General features: G+C 70.4%; 18 protein-coding genes and 1 pseudogene. 14 read left to right on the plus strand and 5 right to left on the minus strand.

The genetic code is table 11. The annotated features are described in order from the left end of the window. The first annotated feature begins 71 nt into the window (after window positions 1-71). Together aceE and HS104_07895 are read left to right on the plus strand one after the other, a co-directional pair. A complete protein-coding gene (aceE, locus tag HS104_07890) occupies window positions 72-2681 on the plus strand; it encodes a pyruvate dehydrogenase (acetyl-transferring), homodimeric type (protein ID MBE7479890.1) in 2610 nt (869 codons plus the stop codon). A gap of 2 nt (window positions 2682-2683) precedes the next feature. After that, complete coding sequence (locus HS104_07895; GenBank protein ID MBE7479891.1) at window positions 2684-3052, plus strand: glutaredoxin; 369 nt, start codon at window positions 2684-2686, stop codon at window positions 3050-3052. Between the two features lie 192 nt (window positions 3053-3244). Here the strand turns inward: HS104_07895 and HS104_07900 are convergent. Further along, window positions 3245-3415 (minus strand): annotated as a pseudogene (locus HS104_07900) (isocitrate dehydrogenase (NADP(+))). 208 nt (window positions 3416-3623) lie between these two features. On the opposite strand from HS104_07900, the gene HS104_07905 reads away from it, so the two are divergent. Next, on the plus strand, window positions 3624-3821 hold the full coding sequence (locus tag HS104_07905) for a hypothetical protein (GenBank protein ID MBE7479892.1): 198 nt from the start codon (window positions 3624-3626) through the stop codon (window positions 3819-3821). Here HS104_07905 and HS104_07910 read toward each other — a convergent pair whose 3' ends face one another. The 4 genes from HS104_07910 to HS104_07925 form a co-directional block, all read right to left on the minus strand. Then, window positions 3822-4982 (minus strand): DUF2330 domain-containing protein, encoded by a 1161-nt coding sequence (locus HS104_07910; GenBank protein MBE7479893.1) that lies wholly within the window; start codon window positions 4980-4982, stop codon window positions 3822-3824. It abuts the gene before it with no gap. Between the two features lie 26 nt (window positions 4983-5008). Continuing rightward, entirely contained in the window at window positions 5009-5806 is a 798-nt protein-coding gene (locus HS104_07915; protein ID MBE7479894.1) for an SMP-30/gluconolactonase/LRE family protein, read from the minus strand. Between the two features lie 253 nt (window positions 5807-6059). Then, complete coding sequence (locus HS104_07920) at window positions 6060-6665, minus strand: phospholipase (GenBank protein MBE7479895.1); 606 nt, start codon at window positions 6663-6665, stop codon at window positions 6060-6062. After that, window positions 6665-7636, minus strand: coding sequence for a hypothetical protein (locus HS104_07925; GenBank protein MBE7479896.1), 972 nt, complete (start codon window positions 7634-7636; stop codon window positions 6665-6667). The genes HS104_07920 and HS104_07925 overlap by 1 nt, the downstream gene beginning before the upstream one ends. A gap of 49 nt (window positions 7637-7685) precedes the next feature. Between HS104_07925 and HS104_07930 the strand changes: the two genes are divergently transcribed. From HS104_07930 to HS104_07980, 11 genes are all read left to right on the plus strand, one after another. Next, window positions 7686-8591, plus strand: coding sequence for a DMT family transporter (locus HS104_07930; GenBank protein ID MBE7479897.1), 906 nt, complete (start codon window positions 7686-7688; stop codon window positions 8589-8591). A gap of 20 nt (window positions 8592-8611) precedes the next feature. Then, window positions 8612-9934, plus strand: a complete 1323-nt coding sequence (locus HS104_07935) for a GTPase (GenBank protein MBE7479898.1) — start codon at window positions 8612-8614, stop codon at window positions 9932-9934. 18 nt (window positions 9935-9952) lie between these two features. After that, window positions 9953-10660 (plus strand): hypothetical protein, encoded by a 708-nt coding sequence (locus HS104_07940; GenBank protein MBE7479899.1) that lies wholly within the window; start codon window positions 9953-9955, stop codon window positions 10658-10660. 82 nt (window positions 10661-10742) lie between these two features. Continuing rightward, on the plus strand, window positions 10743-12380 hold the full coding sequence (locus HS104_07945; GenBank protein ID MBE7479900.1) for a hypothetical protein: 1638 nt from the start codon (window positions 10743-10745) through the stop codon (window positions 12378-12380). Window positions 12381-12741: 361 nt separating this feature from the next. After that, window positions 12742-13068, plus strand: coding sequence for a four helix bundle protein (locus HS104_07950; protein ID MBE7479901.1), 327 nt, complete (start codon window positions 12742-12744; stop codon window positions 13066-13068). Window positions 13069-13240: 172 nt separating this feature from the next. After that, window positions 13241-13528 (plus strand): antitoxin, encoded by a 288-nt coding sequence (locus HS104_07955; protein MBE7479902.1) that lies wholly within the window; start codon window positions 13241-13243, stop codon window positions 13526-13528. Beyond that, window positions 13525-13953, plus strand: a complete 429-nt coding sequence (locus tag HS104_07960; protein ID MBE7479903.1) for a type II toxin-antitoxin system VapC family toxin — start codon at window positions 13525-13527, stop codon at window positions 13951-13953. The genes HS104_07955 and HS104_07960 overlap by 4 nt, the downstream gene beginning before the upstream one ends. A gap of 180 nt (window positions 13954-14133) precedes the next feature. Beyond that, the gene (locus tag HS104_07965; protein MBE7479904.1) at window positions 14134-14355 is read left to right on the plus strand and encodes a hypothetical protein; all 222 of its coding nucleotides are present in this window, start codon (window positions 14134-14136) and stop codon (window positions 14353-14355) included. A 51-nt stretch (window positions 14356-14406) separates the two neighbouring features. After that, on the plus strand, window positions 14407-15030 hold the full coding sequence (locus tag HS104_07970) for a TetR/AcrR family transcriptional regulator (GenBank protein ID MBE7479905.1): 624 nt from the start codon (window positions 14407-14409) through the stop codon (window positions 15028-15030). Next, window positions 15027-16334 carry a radical SAM protein gene (locus HS104_07975; GenBank protein ID MBE7479906.1) on the plus strand — a complete coding sequence of 436 codons (1308 nt, stop codon included), beginning with the start codon at window positions 15027-15029 and terminating at the stop codon, window positions 16332-16334. The genes HS104_07970 and HS104_07975 overlap by 4 nt, the downstream gene beginning before the upstream one ends. Further along, entirely contained in the window at window positions 16331-17155 is an 825-nt protein-coding gene (locus tag HS104_07980) for a DUF2878 family protein (GenBank protein MBE7479907.1), read from the plus strand. Before HS104_07975 ends, HS104_07980 begins: the two co-directional genes overlap by 4 nt. Window positions 17156-17247: the final 92 nt, after the last annotated feature.

Raw genomic sequence — 17247 nt, forward strand, 5'->3', positions numbered from 1 at the left:
CCAAATCGACGAGCTTCACCCCCGAGGCGTCCGACAAGGATCCGGACGAGACCCGCGAGTGGATCGAGAGCATGGAGGCGGTGATCCAGAGCCGCGGGCGCGAGCGTGCCCAGTATCTGCTGAAGCGCGTGCTGGAGAACGCGCGGCGCTTCCGCATCCTGCCGCCGGGGCCGCTCTCCACCGACTACGTCAACACCATCAGCACCGACGAAGAGCCGGCGTTTCCCGGCGACGAGATGATGGAGAAGCGCATCCGGCGCATCGTGCGCTGGAACGCCGTGGCGATGGTGCACCGCGCCAACGTGAAGTACCCCGGCATCGGCGGCCACCTCTCGACTTACGCCTCGAGCGCCAGCCTGTACGAGATCGGCTTCAACCACTTCTTCCGCGGCAAGGACGAGGAGGGCAGCGCCGGCGATTTGATCTACTACCAGGGCCACGCGGCGCCCGGGATCTACGCGCGCGCGTTCCTGGAGGGGCGCCTGTCCATCGAGACCATGGAGCACTTCCGGCGCGAGGCCGAGCGCGGGCAGGGGCTCTCGAGCTACCCGCACCCGCGGCTGATGCCGGGCTTCTGGGAGTTCCCCACGGTGAGCATGGGCCTGGGCCCGCTCACGGCCATCTACCAGGCGCGCTTCGCGCGCTACCTCACGAACCGTGGCATCACCGACACCAGCAAGTCACGCATCTGGGCCTTCCTCGGCGACGGCGAGACGGACGAGCCGGAGGCGCTCGGCAGCTTGAGCATCGCCGCGCGCGAGGGCCTCGACAACCTGGTGTTCGTCGTGAACTGCAACCTTCAGCGCCTGGACGGGCCGGTGCGCGGCAACGGCAAGATCATCCAGGAGCTGGAGGCGGTGTTCCGCGGCGCCGGCTGGCACGTGGTGAAGGTCATCTGGGGGCCGGAGTGGGACGAGCTCCTGGCCAAGGATCACGAAGGCGTGCTCCGGCGGCGCATGAACGAGGTCGTGGACGGGCAGTGGCAGAAGTACACCACCGCCACCGGTGACTACACGCGCCGCGACTTCTTCGGCACCGATCCGCGACTGCTCGAGATGGTCGCGCACCTCACCGACCAGCAGATCGAGCACCTCCGGCGCGGCGGGCACAGCTACCGCAAGCTCTACGCCGCCTACAAACGCGCCATGGACAACAAAGGCCGGCCCACGGTGATCCTGGCGCACACGGTGAAGGGCTGGACCCTGGGGGAGAGCTTCGAGGGCTCGAACGTCACCCACCAGAAGAAGAAGCTGGAGAAGGGCGAGCTCAAGAAGTTCCGCGACGTGCTCCACCTGCCGGTGCCGGACGACAAGCTCGACGACGCGCCGTTCTACCACCCGGGCAAGAACAGCCCGGAGGTCGAGTACCTGCTCGAGCGGCGGCGCGCCCTGGGGGGCTCCATCCCCAAGCGCCGCGGCATGGCCCAGGTGAAGGTGGAGCTGCCGGACAGCGAGATGTTCGACGAGTTCAAGCAGGGCACCGGCGAGGGCGAGGCCAGCACCACCATGGCGTTCGCGCGCATGTTGTCCAAGCTCCTGCGCGACAAGCGTCTGGGTCGCCGCGTCGTTCCCATCGTGCCGGACGAGGCGCGCACCTTCGGCATGGACGCGCTCTTCAGCCAGGTGGGCATCTACTCGTCGCAGGGCCAGCTCTACGAGCCCGTCGACAAGGGCAAGTTGCTCTACTACCGCGAGAGCAAGGACGGCCAGGTGCTGGAAGAAGGCATCACCGAAGCCGGCTCCACCGCCAGCTTCATCGCCGCGGGCACGGCTTACTCGAATTTCGGCCAGCCGATGATCCCGTTCTACATCTTCTACTCGATGTTCGGGTTCCAGCGCACTGGCGACCTGTTCTGGGCCGGCGGTGACAGCATGGCGCGCGGCTTCGTGCTGGGCGCCACCGCCGGGCGGACCACGCTGAACGGCGAGGGGCTCCAGCACCAAGACGGGCACACCCACCTCTTGATGAGCACGATCCCCTGCTGCGTCTGTTACGACGTCGCCTTCGCCTACGAGCTGGCGGTGATCATCGAAGATGGACTCAGGCGCATGGTCGGCGAAGAAGAGAACGTCTTCTATTACATCACGCTCCAGAACGAGAACTACGCCATGCCGGCCATGCCGGAGGGCGCGAAGGAAGGCATCCTGCGCGGGCTCTACCCCGTCTCGACCACAGCGACGAAGCAGCGCGCGCACGTGCAGCTCTTCGGCTCCGGCTCGATCCTGATGCAGGTGCTGCGCGCCCGGGAAATCCTCGCGCGCTACGACGTATCCGCGGATGTGTGGAGCGTCACCAGCTACGTCGAGCTCCGGCGTGACGCTCTCGACTGCGAGCGCTTCGCTCGCCTGCACCCGGAGGCGCCCGCGAAGCTGCCTTACCTGACCCGCGCGCTCAGCGGAACCGAGGGTCCGATCATCGCGGCCAGCGACTCGATGAAGGCCGTGCCCGATCAGATCGCGCGTTTCGTGCCCAGGCGCTTCGTGCCGCTCGGCACCGACGGCTTCGGCATGAGCGACACCCGCGAGGCGCTGCGCCGTCACTTCGAGGTGGACGCCGAGAACATCGCCATCGCGGCGCTCGACGCGCTGCGCCTCGAGGGCGTGCTCGACGCCAAGACCGTGGCCCGCGCCATCGCCGAGCTCGGCGTGGACGCCGACAAAATCGACCCCACCAGCGTGTGACCATGCGAAACGTGCTCGACGAAAGCAGGATCTCGGGACCCGCCCAGGACAAGATCGCGTCCTTCCACCCGGAGGTCGTCCGCGAGGTGGAACGCGCCATCGAGGACTCGCCGGTGGTGGTGGTGGGCATGGCCCAGAACCCCCACGTCAGGAAGGTGCGTCAGGCCCTCGATCGGGCAGGCGTCGAGTACCGCTACCTCGAGTACGGGAGCTACCTGTCGGAGTGGCGCCGGCGGCTCGCCATCAAGCTCTGGAGCGGCTGGCCCACGTTCCCGCAAGTGTTCGTCAAAGGCACGCTCCTCGGCGGCGAGGATTTGACCCTCGCGGCCCTCGAGGACGGCAGCCTGAAGAAGCGGCTCGAGGGCGCCTGAAGTTGCGCGGGGCCAGCCGGTGCGCGACCCTATGCCGATGACTTCGCGTCTCGGACTCGCCCTGGTCGCTGCGCTCGTGGCCGCCTGTAGCGCCAAGGATCTCGATCAGTACGAAGCGTCCGGCGGCGGTGGGACCGGTGGCGGCAGCTCGGGCGCCGGCGGGAGCTCGGGGAGCGGTGGCAGCTCGGGCGGCGCTGGCGCGCCCTCGGGGGGCGGTGGCACGACCTCGGGCGGCGGCGGCAGCTCGGGCGGCGGCGGCACGACCTCGGGTGGAGGTGGCACGACCTCGGGTGGCGGCGGCACGACCTCGGGTGGCGGCGGCGCGACCTCCGGCGGCGGTGGCACGACCTCGGGTGGAGGTGGCACGACCTCTGGCGGCGGTGGCGCGACCTCCGGCGGTGGTGGCACGACCTCGGGCGGCGGCGGCACCGGCGGCGCCACCTGCAGCCCGGCCTGCGTCAGCCCCAAGATCTGCAAGCCGAGCACCCTGACCTGCGTCGACTGCCTCACGGACGCGAACTGCTCCAGCAGCAAGCCTCATTGCCAGAACCAGCAGACCTGCCGCGAGTGCTTGCAGGAGTCGCACTGCCCGTCGGGCGAAACCTGCGGCGCGGATTGGAAGTGCACCAAGAAGTGCACCTCCGACGCCAACTGCACCGAGGCCGGCGACCCGCGCTGCAAGCTCTCGGTCGGCTACTGCGTCGAGTGCCTGAGCTCGTCGGACTGCGGCGGGAAGCCCTGCAAGAGCGACGGCACCTGCGACGACTGATCAGCTTGGAGCCGTCGCCGGCCGGAGGCTGCGGCGCAAGCTCCAAGCGACGAGACCGAGGCCGCACACCGCCAGGTACAGATCCCGGTGCTGCTCGCCACGCCCCGGACCGCCGAGCGGCAGCCAGAGCGCCATCACGTCCCTCGGAACGTCCTTCGGCGCGTTGCCGGTGAACGAGACGTCCTCGGTCAGCTGCGCCGGCGCGACCACGGTGGCCAGGCGCGACAGCACCTGGCCGGACTCCGTGATGGCGATGAGCTTCGGCCCGAGCTGGCCGCGCCAGCCGCTGTTCGCTGCGAAGACGCCCTCCACCACGAAGGCCTTGCCGCCCTTCTGGGCGATACCGGAAAACAGCGTGCCGGTGTAGTCGTCGTACAGGGCCTGGGCCGAGAAGTCGGCCAGCGTGAGCGTCTGGAAGTTGCCGGCGGGCGCCGAGCCGGTCGGCGAGATGACCTCGGGCGCGGCCACGAACACCTGGATCCCGAGCCGCGAGCCGGCACCCACGCGAGAGATGCGCAAGGGGTAGCCGCGCTGATCGCCGGGCACCGAGAAGCTCACGCCCACGCTGCTCGGACCGGCGGCCGCCTGGCTGCTCCGCTTGAAGGCGATGAAGAACTTGTTCGGGCCCACGTAGGAGTCGATCACCGGCTGGTCCGCCGCCGGCACCACGAAGCCGTTGTCGCCGAGCCACTGGGTGAGCGCCGCGGTCGTGTCCGCCGCGAGCGCCGCCGCCGTGACCGGGCCGATGTCCACGATCTGGATCACGTTCACGCCGCCGTTACCCAGGCCCTTGCCGTCACCTGCTGCGTCGGCCGATCCGCAGCCGCAGCCGCCGGAGTCGGAGGCCGCGCTCTCTGCCCGGACCGTGGGGCGCGTGGTCCGCTCGAGCCCGTCGAGCTCCTCCGCGTCCACCGGCTCAGGATCCAGGGTCGGCTGGCCGCCCACCGGCGTGATCGCACCGAAGGGCGCGCTGGCCTCCGGGATGCCGAGCTGGACCACGATCTTGCTCGAGCCGTCGGCACGCAGCGAGATCAGCACGCGCTGCTGCGCCTGGACGACGACGGATTTCTCGTCCGTGACCACGGCTCCGCACGCACGGGCGGAGCCTTCAGCGAAATACGACACCGAGAGCAGAGCCGCGACGAACACCCAAGAGCGCATGAGCGGGAGTGTGCCGCGACCGCGGCTCAGGGCAAACCCGGGACGCCGAGCGCGACTCGATACAGGGATTTTCGCGCGGTCACGTACAGCGTCTTGCCGTCCGCGCCGCCGAAGGTGCAGTTCGACGGCTGCTCCGCCACGGGGATCACGCCGAGCTTCGTACCGTCGGCCTTGTAGACCTCGACGCCGGCCTGAGTGCTCACGAACAGATCTCCCTGCTGGTTCACCGCCATGCCGTCGGGGGTGGGGGAGGTGTCCACGAATTTCTTGGCGCCGGAAGGCACGCCGTCGCTGCCGACGTCGTAGCGGCGCAGGAAGCTCTGCTCGGAGTCCGTCACGTACAAGATCTTCTCGTCCGGCGAGAGCGCGATGCCGTTCGGCCGGAACATGTCGTCGCTGACCAGGTGCAGCGTGCCGCTCGGATCCACGCGGAACACGCCCTGGAAGCCCAGCTCGTTCGGGTTGCCGCCATAGGGCGGATCGGTGAAGTAGAGCGTGCCGTCCTTCTTCGCGATCACGTCGTTCGGCGAGTTGAGCGCTTTGCCCTGGTACGTGGCCGCCACGGCCGTGACGCTGCCGCCGCTCTCGGTGCGGCTGACGCGCCGGCCCTGGTGCTCGCACGTCACGAGCAGACCGGCCGCGTCCACGCCCAGGCCGTTGGCCTGACCGCTCGGCTCCCGGAAGATGCTCACGCTGCTCGGCGGCGTCAGCTCGTGGATGCGAGAGGCCGGGATGTCGGTGAAGTAGAGCTTGCCGGTCGCGGCGAACCACACCGGTCCCTCGGTGAAGCTGAAGCCGCCGGCAACCTTCTCGACTGCGCCGATGCCAGCGAGGGGATCGACCCACGGCTCGCTCCCGCCGCTCCCGGCCGCTCCGCTCGCGCCGCTGCTGCCTGCGGCGCCCGCGCTGCCGCCGTTCGCGCCGCCGTTGCCTGCGCCGCCGCCGCTTGCGCTGCCGCCGCTGCCTGCGCTGCCGCCGCTCGCAGCGCCGCCGCTCCCGCCCCCGGAGTCATCGCCCGAGCAGCTCGCCAGGCCGAGCCCGAGCACGATCGTCGCCACCCGCTTCATCCCGCCGAGCTTAGCGCTTCTTGCGCGCGAGCGTGTCGATGGGCTTCGGACACTCGCGGCGCAGGCCGCAGCCCGAGCACTCCATGCCGGACCAGATGGCGTCGAAGCGGGCTTGCAGCACGTCGAGCAGGTGCTCGTCGTCGGTCAGGATGCCGATCTCGAAGTTGCGCCGTGACTCGCCCCGGGCGCCGATGCCGGCGCCGGTGAAGTTGGCGCTGCCCAGGTAGAGCGAGCGGCCGTCCACCGCGATCAGCTTCATGTGCACGCGCGGGCACTCGCGGAGCAGACCCTTGTCCGCGAGCTCGCGCCGGCTCGCGAGCTCGGCGGCGAAGGCACGCGACGGCGCTCGGCCGTGCAGGATCCGCACGTCCACGCCGCGATTCGCCAGCGACTCCAGCGTCTCCAGCACCGAGACGTAGCGCCCGCGCGCCCGCGCGCGCGTGCCGACGGGCGCCTCCACGCGCAGCTCCTTCAAGTTCGCCGTGGCGATCCACAGCGCGACCTCGGCGCTCGGCAGCTCCTTCTGCACCAGCTCGGCGTAGTGGTCGGCGTCCACCAGGAGTCGGATCCGCGCCTGCCGCGGCTCGCTGCTGGGGCGCGGGGACTTGACCCGCATCAGGGCTTCGTCCGGCTGCAGCGCGTCACCGCGCAGTGGTGGCACTTGCCGCGCTGGGTCTCGTCCTTCACCTTCCGGTACGTGCCGCCATCGAAGCGGAACTCCAGGGTGCGGCGCACGGACTCCGGGACGCCCCGGGCGCCGTAGCTCGCGGAGTCGGAGTCGAGGAGCAGGGCGCGAAAGCCCGACGGCCCCACCGGCTCTTCGTGCGTCCGCTCGCCGAGCTGTCCCGGGCCCACCTCGCCGAGCCTGTGCCCGCACTTGCCGCGCAGCGCGTACACGGCGTAGCGCACATCCCAGGGGCACTTGCCGCCCGTGACGGGGACGAAGGCGTCGGGCTCGCCGTCGTCGTCCACGTCCGCCAGGTGGGCGGTGCGGATGAGCCAGCGCCTCGAGTCGCCGAAGGACTCGCCCTGCTGATCGATGCCGGAGGCGTCCACGGTGTACTCGAGCTGCTTCTCTGGGATGGGCACGCACGCCCCGGCGAGCTTTCTCGGCGCGGCGCCCGCGCGGTGAAAGCTCGCGTAGGCGGCGCGGGAGTAGCCATGGAGCAATCGGAGCCAGCTCCTCTTGCCGCCGCGCTCGAAGGCCAGCGTCTGCTCGGCGGCGTGCTCGGTCACGACGCGGAAGCCCTGCTCGCGCGCCGCCGACAGCAGCTCGGCGTACACCTGCGCCGTGTCGCGGCCGTCCTTGGCGATCTCGAGCCGTACGATGGGCCCCTCGGCGGAGCGCGAGCTCACCCGCGCGCCGCGCACGAAGGGCACGTCCTCGGGGTAGTCGGCGGGGCGAACGGCGGGTGAGGGAGCGGCATCCGCGCTCGCCACGACTTCGGGGGTGCTCACCTCGGGCGCGCTCGCGTCGGCGCTCTCCACGACCGCGGCGCTGGGCTCGACTGGCGGCGGCTCCGGTACCACGGGCGCCGGCTCGGGCGCGCAAGCCGAGAGCGCGAGGGCCAGAGCCACGGAGCGCATGCCGCTCGGTTCTCGCACGGAACGCGGGTGCGGGCTACGCTCGCGCCGCTTGCTCCGCGTTCACCTCGCGCTTCTGCTGGTTCAGATCCTGTTCGGCCTCTGGCCGGTCGCCGGCAGCGCGGTGATGCACCACATGAGCCCGGCGGCGCTGATCGGCTTTCGCTTGATGCTGGGCGCGCCGCTGCTCGCGCTCTGGGCGGGTCTGCCCTGGCAGAAGCCGCCCAGCCTGCCGGATCTCGGGCGGCTCGCGCTGCTGGGCGCACTCGGGATCAGCGTGAACCAGCTGCTCTTCGCCGAGGGCTTGCTCCGCGCCGGTCCCATCAACGCGTCGCTGTCCATCCTGCTCATGCCCGCGCTCACGCTGGTCATCACGACCCTGGCGGGCATCGAGCGACCCGGCGTCGCGCGCCTCGGGGGCGTGGCGCTCTCCTTCGCGGGCGCGGCGCTCTTGCTCCGGGTGGAGCGCTTCGATCTCGGCGATCGCGCCACGATCGGCAACCTGATGCTCCTCTGCAACGTCAGCGCCTACTCCATCTACATCGTCCTGGCCCGCCCGGTCCTGGCCCGCCTCGGCTCGCTCCGCACCATGTCCTGGGTGTTCCTGTTCGGCGCGCTCGAGGCGGCCCCGCTCACGCTGCCGGCGATGACCCGGGTGAGCTGGGCAGCGCTGCCGCCCTCGATCCACGCCTCCCTCGGCTTCATCCTGCTGGGAGCCACTCTCGCGACCTATCTCCTGAACGCCTACGCGCTGCGCCGGGTGGAGAGCAGCGTGGTCGCGGTCTACGTCTACGTGCAGCCCGTCATCGCGACCTTGGCCGCCTGGCTCTGGCTGCGGCACGCGCCCACGCTGCGCACCTTCGTCGCCGGCGCAGTGATCGTGGTGGGGGTGGCGCTCTCGAGCGATCTGTCGGCGGCGCTGCGCAAAAGGCGCGCCCAGGCTTCAGTCGCCGGCTGATTTCTGCCAGAGTCGGCGCCATGCCCGAGCGGAAGAGGATCCTGATCCTGGGAGCCGCGGGACGCGACTTCCACGACTTCAACGTGGCGTTTCGCTCCGACCCGAGCGTCGAGGTGGTCGCCTTCACCGCCACGCAGATCCCCAACATCGAAGGGCGGCGGTACCCGGCGAGCCTGGCGGGGCCGCACTACCCCGACGGCATCCCCATCTTCCCGGAGGCCGAGCTCGAGGCGCTGATCGAAGAGCACCAGGTGGACGAGGTCGTGTTCTCGTACAGCGACGTCTCGCACGCGACGGTGATGCACCTCGGGGCCCGCGCGCAGTCGGCCGGCGCGGGCTTCCGCCTGCTGGGGCCGCGCACCACCATGCTGCGCTCTTCGAAGCCCGTCATCAGCGTGTGCGCCGTGCGCACCGGCGTCGGCAAGAGCCCCACCACGCGCCACGTCGCCGGCCTGGTGCGCGATGCAGGGAAGTCGCTCGCCATCGTGCGCCACCCCATGCCCTACGGGGACCTCGCCGCGCAGGCGGTACAACGCTTTACCACGTTGGACGATCTCGGCGCACACAAGTGCACGATCGAAGAGATGGAGGAGTACGAGCCGCACCTCCGCCAGGGACACGTCGTCTACGCCGGCGTGGACTACGAGAAGATCCTGCGCGCCGCCGAGCAGGAGGCCGACGTCGTGCTCTGGGACGGCGGGAACAACGATTTCCCGTTCTACGTGTCGGACTGCGAGATCGTGCTCTGCGATCCGCACCGCCCCGGCGACGAGGCGCGCTATTACCCCGGCGAGACCAACCTGCGGCGCGCCGACGTGCTCGTGCTCTCCAAGGTCGGGACGGCGAAGCCGGCAGACGTCGCGGTGGTGCGCGAGTCGGCCCGCGCCACGAACCCCGCCGCGCGCCTGGTGGAGGGCGATCTCGCCATCGAGGTCGATCGCCCCGAGCTGCTCTCCGGCGCGCGCGCCCTCGTGATCGAGGACGGCCCCACCACCACCCATGGCGGCATGGCCTACGGCGCGGGCTGGGTCGCCGCGCGGGACGGCGGCGCCACGGCGGTGGACCCGCGGCCCTCCGCCGTCGGCACGCTGGCCGAGACCTTCGCCAAGTACCCGCACCTCGACGCCGTCTTGCCGGCGATGGGCTACGGCGACGCTCAGGTGACGGAGCTCGGCGCGAGCATCGATCGCTGCGACTGCGACGTGGTCGTGATCGCGACCCCGGTGGACCTGCGGCGCCTGCTCCCGATCCGCCAGCCCACGGTGCGCGTCACCTACGCCTACGCCGACCGCGGCGCGCCCACGTTACGCGAGGCGCTCGCGCCCTTCTTCGCGAAGCTCTGAGAACCACAGGAGACCGCCATGGCCAAAGCCTTCGACACCTGGAGCCCGCTGCCGCATGAGCCCGTCGCCGAGCACGCGGAGAATCTGCGCTCGGTCGTGGGCGACATCCCGAACATGCCGCTGAAGCGCCGCATGACGCTCGTGAAGCTCGGCAGCGGCGGCCTGGTCGTCCACAACCCCGTCGCGCTCGAGGAGGCGGAGATGGCGAAGCTCGAGGCGTGGGGCAAGCCCGAGCTCCTGGTGGTGCCGAACGGCTACCACCGGCTCGACGCCGCCAACTTCAAGCGCCGCTACCCGGACGCGAAGGTCGTCTGCCCAGCCGGCGCCAAGAAGAAGGTCGAGGAGGTCGTGCCCGTGGACCTGAGCTACGCCGAAGTACCGGCGGACGACGCGGTGCGCTTCGAGCACCTCGACGGCGTGCGCGACGCCGAGGGCGTGCTCAGCGTGCGCTCGAAGGACGGCCTGACGCTGATCTTCAACGACGTGTTGTTCAACGTGGCGAGCCTGCCCGGGTTCACCGGTTTCGTGATGGGGCTCCTGGGCTCGACCGGCGGCCCCAAGGTCACCCTGATCGGGCGCCTCCTGGTGGTGAAGGACAAGCCGGCCCTCAGGACCCACCTGGAGCGGCTGGCCACCCCGGAGGTCCGGCGGCTGATCCCCGGCCACGGCGATCTGGTCGACGACCGGGCGGCCGAGGTGCTCCGCGAGGTCGCGGGTCGGCTGTAAAACCCTGGGAAAATTGAGGCTTGCGGGCGGGGTGTAGTTGATGGTAGTTATATATCCTACCTGCACGAACGGGAGACCCACCATGTCGTATCGCCGTTTCGCCTCTTTCGCCGCCATCCCCGCCCTGCTCCTGGCCTGCTCCTCGAGCGACGGAGGCCCCGGCGGGGGGAGCGAGGGGTCGAACCCGTTCCTCGAGGACCAGACCCCGTCGGGCAAGGCGGACACCGCCTACTTGAACCCCGACGGCATCGAGGTCGAGGTGGACATCGAGGCGGACGTCACCGCATCCGACTACCAGCTGCTCAAGGCGCCGGTCCTGGTCGCGCAGTTCGCGACCACCTACCTGCGCGAGCGCAAGGAGTTCTACCTGGAGTCCCTGGCGGAGGACGTGACGTCGAAGGATCGCGTCGAGTGGCTGGTGGACGGCAGCTGGATCACCGGCGCGCAGGCCGCCAGCGTCGACAAGAGCAAGCTGAAGCGCTTCCGTATGCGCGGCGTCAACGCAGTGCTGCTCAACAGCGCCAAGAACGGCGTCCAGGAGGGCACCGTGTTCGAGGCCAAGGTGCCGCTCAACCCGAACACCGTGATGAGCGACGCGGGTGACAAGTGCGCCAACTACGACAGCCACATGCCGCTCAGCCAGTCCGTGTACTGGTACCTCTGGAACCCCGAGAAGTCCGGCTGCACCCTGCCGACGCAGCAGCTCGAGCTGACCGTGTCGAAGATGTTTGCGGAGCCGCAGAAGACCTACCCGGAGTTCGACCAGCTCGTCGCCGACGGCAAGGTCACCGCGGTGGTGCTGTTCGGCCAGATCGGCGACGGCCCCATCGACGACTCGGAGACCGGCGTCCGCAACATGAAGACCATGGCGGGCTGGCTGAAGCAGGGCGGCTACAAGGAGATCACGCCCGCGCCCGTCGGGCGCCGCTTCTCCAAGCACATCGGCGAGGTCGACTTCGAGATCGACCTGTACGCGCCCACGGACTTCGCCGGGCTCTCCGACTACGCGCACTTCGGCAACTTCCAGAAGGCCATCGGCGAGCACGAGATCGTGGTCTACGACGGCCACAGCATGCTGGGCGCCAGCGATTTCTGGTCCAAGCCGAACTACCCCGACTTCTACCAGATCTACCTGTACGGCGGCTGCCTCGGCTACGAGTACTACGTGCGCCCGATCCTCGCGGGCAAGAAGAGCTGGTCCAAGCTCGATCTGGTCTCCAGCACGGTCGAGGTGACCGCCGACGCCAACGACATCGCCGGTCCGGTGTTCGCCAAGATCGCCTGGGCGCTCGACCACAACTACAACGTCACCTGGCGCGACCTCCTGCTCGCGGTGCGCAACCGCGTCGGTGACTCGACCTTCGGCGCCAGCGGCGTGACGGACAACTGCTTCTCGCCGCAAGGCTCGCTCTGCACCGGCACCGGCGGCACCGGTGGCACTGGCGGCACCGGCGGCACCGGCGGCGGCGGCACCGGCGGGGTCGCCGGCAGCGGCGGCGCGGCCGGCAGCGGCGGTGGTGGCACCGGCGGCGCGGGCGGCAGCTCCGGCTCCGGCGGCTCGAGCGGTGGCGGCACTGGCGGCGCCGCGAGCGGCCCGACCTGCGAGGGCCACTGCGGGCAGTCCACTCCGGCGCCGGGTAGCTCGCCGTCCTGCTACTGCGACTCGTCGTGCACCGGCTTCGGCGACTGCTGCGCGGACTACGCCGCCAAGTGCGGCTGAAGATCCTCGCACCACTGAACCAGGCGCGCTGAGCGGCGAGGCGCGGCGCTCGGCCCGCGATTTCCGGCGAGGAGCGTCGCGGGGCTCGCGCATGCGCGCGATGAACCAGAGGTGCGCGGGTGCAGCGGGCAGCGGGCAGCGGCAGCGTGGGGTGGGGCGTGGGGCAGGCGGGGGCGGGGAGCGGACAGGAGGGAGTTGCTCGCTCGCTCTTCGATTGTCCCGCCGTGCTCGACCGCGTCCAGGCCGCGGCCGCGGCTGACGCCGCGGTGCTCGCTCGCTCGCGCTCGCTCGCAGCCTGGACCCGGTCTGCGCGCGGCGGCGGGGCGCATTCGCTCTCACGAGCAGAAAGAGAGAAGAGCGAATGCTGCGCATCTATCCTGTCGTCCTCGATGTCATCCGCCAGCTTCGGCCAGTGATGGCGGTCATCGATCGCAAGGACCGCGACCTCGGGCGCCAGCTCCGGCGTTGCTCCGCCAGCGTCGGCCAGAACCTGGCAGAGGGGATGTACTCCCGCGGGCGCAATCGGGCGGCGAAGTATCACGTCGCGCTGGGGTCGGCGCGGGAGATGCTGGCGTGCTTGGAGCTCGCGGAGGCGTTCGGGTACACCGCGCCGCTCGCCCAGGAGATGCGCGCCAGGTTCGACCGGATCATCGGCACGCTGGTGCGGCTGGTGGAGCGGGCGGGGTGACTGCGACTCCTCGTGCACTCTGAGCCCGAGGTGCGCGGGTGCAGCGGGCAGCGGGCAGCGGCAGCGCGGGGTGGGGCGTGGGGCAGGCGGGGGCGGGGAGTGTCGCGAGGGTACCGGCGGGGAGCCCAGCGCGAGCCTTGACCCCTCAGGGGTAAGGCATCATGATGCTCTCATGCGGACCACCTTGACGCTCGATCCTGACGTCGCGATCATGCTCGAAGAGGAGGCGCACCGCACCCGCAAGCCGTTCAAGCACGTGGTCAACGAGGCGATTCGCCGTGGCCTTGCGCCGGCCGCGCGCGCGCCCCGCAGCAAGCGCTATCGCGTACGTCCGCACGTGACGAAGCTGCGCGCTGGGATCGATCACGCGGCCTTCAACGCCCTGGCAGACGAGCTCGAGGACGAAGGGGCAGTGGCCAGCATGTCGGCCCGCCCGCGCGCGGGGCGAGGGCCGAAGTGATCATCGTCGACATCAACCTCCTGCTCTACGCCGAGCTCGACGCCACTCCGGCCCACGCCGCGGCGCGGCGCTGGTGGGAGGACGTGATGAACGGGGATCGCCAGGTCGGGATCCCTCCCGTGAGCCTGTTCGGTTTCGTGCGAATCTCCACCAATCGGCGCGTCTTCGTCTCCCCGCTGTCCATCGACGACGCGCTCGGGCGGGTGAGAGAGTGGCTCGAGCGCCCGCATGTCACGTTCTTGACTCCGGGCCCGCGGCACCTCGAGATCGCCTTCGGCTTCCTGGAGAAGCTCGGCAGCGCCGCCAACTTGACGAGCGACGTGCAGATCGCCGCGCACGCCATCGAGAGCGGAGGCGAGGTCTTCTCGAACGACCGGGAGTTCGCGCGGTTTCCCGGACTCAGGTGGACGAACCCGCTGGAGTGAGCCAGGCCGGCGCGCAAGCGCCCCGGCTCGGGGCCGGGAGGGAAGAGGGACCGGATGGCTGCCGTGCGCGCTCGCTCGCCGCTCGGTCGAGCGCCACATGAAGGGCCGCCTGCGCGGTCGCGGCCTCCATGGCCACGACGAGACGCGCAACTCGCTCGAGCAAGTTGCCGAAGCTCGAGCATGTCCCTGAAGAAGCAGCTGAGGCGCAAGCGTGCCCGGGCGCGGTATCTGACCAAGACCGCGACGTGGCCCATCGGTGAGGGCGTGCAGATCGTGGTGGACCTGTCGGGTGGGTCTCGAAGCCTGCCCGACGACGACTGTCCAATCTGTCGGGCGTTGCGCGAGGCCGGCGAGCCCGTGATCACGCTGGAACTTGCCGAAGCGCTTGGCGATTCGAACTGAAGCCGAGGATCCCCCTTGCGCAGTCTTCGCTGACTTGCTATCAGTGAATCTGTGTCAGCGAAACAGGCGGGGCCCCGAGCCCAGAAGAAGGCCGAAACCCGCGCCGCCCTGAAGGCAGCGGCCCGGGAGTGCTTTGCCGAGCAGGGCTACGCCGCGACCCAGGTGGGCGACGTGGCGCGGCGCGCGGGGGTCGCGCACGGCACCTTCTACGTCCACTTCCAGACCCTGGGCGAGCTGACCGACGAGCTGCTCGTCGAGTTCAACCAGGCGCTGGTCGCGCGGCTGGACAAAGCCTGGAAGAAGCACGCCGCCGAGCCCCCGGCGCTGCTCGCGGAGCGGCTCGCCGAAGCCTGCCTCGATCACTGGACGCGCGAGCGCGAGCTCCTGGCGGCGTTCGCCGAGCGGGCCGCCGCGAGCGCGAGCCTCACCACGCTGCGCGACGGCATCAGCCCGCCCGTCGCGGACTTCCTGCTCGCGCGCCTGCGCGCCGTCGCCGGCGACGTGCCGGATCTCGAGCTCGTCGCCCAGGCGCTGCTCGGCATGTGGATGCGCGTCGGGCTCCGCTACGTGTTCGGACCGCGGCTCTCCAAGCAAGCCACGGCCAAGCTGCTCGCGACTCTGTCCCTGGGCGCGCTCTCGTCGGTCGCGCCCGCGCTTCGAGGAGGTCGATCATGATGCAAGTACCCGCGCCCGTTCGCTCACTGCCGAAGGCCGCGCCCTGGCGCGAGTACGCTGCGGAGGTCCCTGGCTCGCTGCCGGAGTTCTCGCGCTACGTGCCGCGGGCGGGGCATCCAGACTTCCCGCGCCTCGCCCGCGAGGCCCGTGAGCTCGCGGCGCGCCTCGGGCCCGCGCTGGAGCCGCCGCGGCGCGGTCCCCGCGAGGCCATGCGCAAGCTCTCGAGCTATCGCACGGCCCTGGCGAGCTACCTCGAGAACCGGCGCCGAGCCCGGGCCGGCCGCGAAGATCTGCTGCCGCTCTACTTCATCTGGACCACGCTCCGGCCCTGCAACTTCCGCTGCGACTACTGCGACGACCACCGCGGCGCGCGCTACCCGGAGCTGGACGGGCACGGCAAGCTCGATACCGAGAAGGGCTTCGAGCTCCTGCGCGTGATGCGCACGCGCGCGACCAGCGTCTACTTCGCCGGCGGCGAGCCGACGCTGCGCAAGGACCTGCCAGAGCTGACGCGCCGGGCGCGGGACCTCGACTACTTCCCCATCGTCCTGAACACCAACGGCAGCCTGTTCCATCGCCTGCTGGAAAAACCCGAGTGGCGCGGTTTCCTCGCCGACGTCGACATCCTGGTCGTCAGCCTCGACGCCCTCGATCTGGGCAAGCTCGCCGAGATGTGGCGCACGCCTCATCCCGAGGACGTGGTCCGCAACCTGCTGCTCCTGCGCGAGCTCGCGGCTGCTTCGCGCGTGAAGCTGATGGTCAACACCGTGCTCCAGCCCGGGCTGCTTGCCGAGGCGCGGGCGGTGCTGGATCTGACCGAGGATCTCGGCATCGGCTTTTGCCCCGTGCCGCGCAACGTGGGGCCGCGCGTGGACCGCGCCCTGCTCGAGGATCCGGAGTACCCGGCGTTCGTCGCGCACCTGCTCGCGCGCAAGGCCGCTGGCGCGCGCATCAGCGGCTCCTTGCGCATGAACCGGCGACTGCTCTCCGCGGCGCCCCTCGACTGCCGGAACACGCTCAAGCCCCACGTGGACCACGACGGACGCCTGGCCTGGCCGTGCAAGGCGACGGTCAACGTCGAGCCGGAGTGGCTCGACGTGCTCGCCTTCGACCACGTGGACGCCATCTGGGCGGAGGCCACGCGCCGGCGCGATCCCAAGGGCTTCCACGGGCCGGGTCCCGAGCAGTGCGGCGGCGACTGCTGCTGGGCGCAGAACTACACCACCGACGAATACGCCCACGGGCTCGAGCACCCGCTCTCGCTGCTCGGCGCGGTCGCGGACTTCTTGAAGAGGCCCGCGTGAGCTCGCCGGAGCGGCGGGTCGGCGATCGGCCGTTCCTGGTGGACGCCGCCGCGGTCGGCCTGATCAGCCTCTTCATCTGCCTGTGGAGCGAGCGGCTCGCGCTGATGAGCGTGCTGGTGCCGGTCGTGCTGCTCGCACGCCTCGGCCTCTGGCTCGCGCTGCCCCGCGCCGAGCGCGATCTCGGCGGGCGCGCCGAGGTCGCGTTCTTTCTCATGGCCACCCTGTTCGGTGCGTTCAACGACTGGAACAGCGTCACCCGCCATCGCGTCTACGACTACACGGTGCCCACGGACTTGCCCGGGCTCTCGCACATTCCGATCTGGATGCTGCTCTACTGGGGGCTGATCCTGCGCTTCGTGCTCACGGTCTTCCACTGGCGGCGGAGCGGGCTCGGGAGGGCCGGGGACGGCGTGTGGCTCGGGCGGCGGACCTCTGCGCGCCCGCTGCTCAAGGTGTTGCTCTTGCTCGGGCTCGTGCTCGCGACCCGGCAGGCGATCTATCGCCTCTACGACCACGTCTTGTGGTCTTGGCTGCCGTTCGCGGTGGCCATCCTGGCCTACCTCGCGCTCTTCCGCCCCGAGCGCGCGCGCCTCAGGCTGCTCGTGCTCGTCGTCGCGATCGGGCCAGCGGTCGAGGCGCTCTACATTCAGGTAGGGCACCTGCACGCGTATCGGCTCGGCTGGCTCGGCGGCGTGCCGCTCTGGATCGCGCTCTGGTGGGGGCTCGCCGCGCTGGTCTGGGACGACATCGGCACGCGCCTCATGGACGGGCTCGAGCGCGCGCTCGGGTCGAAGCGCGCGCTCTCGAGTGCCCCGAGCTGACTCCGGAAGCCGATCTCCTGGAGCGTCGCGTGCTAAGCTGAGGGATACATGGATGAGCCGCCACGCGAACGCGTCGACGCGCTCGAGCAAGG

This window comes from Polyangiaceae bacterium (assembly GCA_015075635.1).
Taxonomy (GTDB): Bacteria; Myxococcota_A; Polyangia; order Polyangiales; family Polyangiaceae; genus JADJKB01.

What these genes read in the sequence shown, in the direction of transcription:
- HS104_07920 (MBE7479895.1), bottom strand. Translation starts at nt 6,665, where the DNA reads ATGCGGGTCAAGTCCCCGCGCCCCAGCAGCGAGCCGCGGCAGGCGCGG.
- HS104_07945 (MBE7479900.1), top strand. Translation starts at nt 10,743, where the DNA reads ATGTCGTATCGCCGTTTCGCCTCTTTCGCCGCCATCCCCGCCCTGCTC.
- HS104_07925 (MBE7479896.1), bottom strand. Translation starts at nt 7,636, where the DNA reads ATGCGCTCCGTGGCTCTGGCCCTCGCGCTCTCGGCTTGCGCGCCCGAG.
- HS104_07935 (MBE7479898.1), top strand. Translation starts at nt 8,612, where the DNA reads ATGCCCGAGCGGAAGAGGATCCTGATCCTGGGAGCCGCGGGACGCGAC.
- HS104_07975 (MBE7479906.1), top strand. Translation starts at nt 15,027, where the DNA reads ATGATGCAAGTACCCGCGCCCGTTCGCTCACTGCCGAAGGCCGCGCCC.
- HS104_07895 (MBE7479891.1), top strand. Translation starts at nt 2,684, where the DNA reads ATGCGAAACGTGCTCGACGAAAGCAGGATCTCGGGACCCGCCCAGGAC.
- HS104_07910 (MBE7479893.1), bottom strand. Translation starts at nt 4,982, where the DNA reads ATGCGCTCTTGGGTGTTCGTCGCGGCTCTGCTCTCGGTGTCGTATTTC.
- HS104_07940 (MBE7479899.1), top strand. Translation starts at nt 9,953, where the DNA reads ATGGCCAAAGCCTTCGACACCTGGAGCCCGCTGCCGCATGAGCCCGTC.
- HS104_07955 (MBE7479902.1), top strand. Translation starts at nt 13,241, where the DNA reads ATGCGGACCACCTTGACGCTCGATCCTGACGTCGCGATCATGCTCGAA.
- HS104_07950 (MBE7479901.1), top strand. Translation starts at nt 12,742, where the DNA reads ATGCTGCGCATCTATCCTGTCGTCCTCGATGTCATCCGCCAGCTTCGG.
- aceE (MBE7479890.1), top strand. Translation starts at nt 72, where the DNA reads ATGGAGGCGGTGATCCAGAGCCGCGGGCGCGAGCGTGCCCAGTATCTG.
- HS104_07965 (MBE7479904.1), top strand. Translation starts at nt 14,134, where the DNA reads ATGTCCCTGAAGAAGCAGCTGAGGCGCAAGCGTGCCCGGGCGCGGTAT.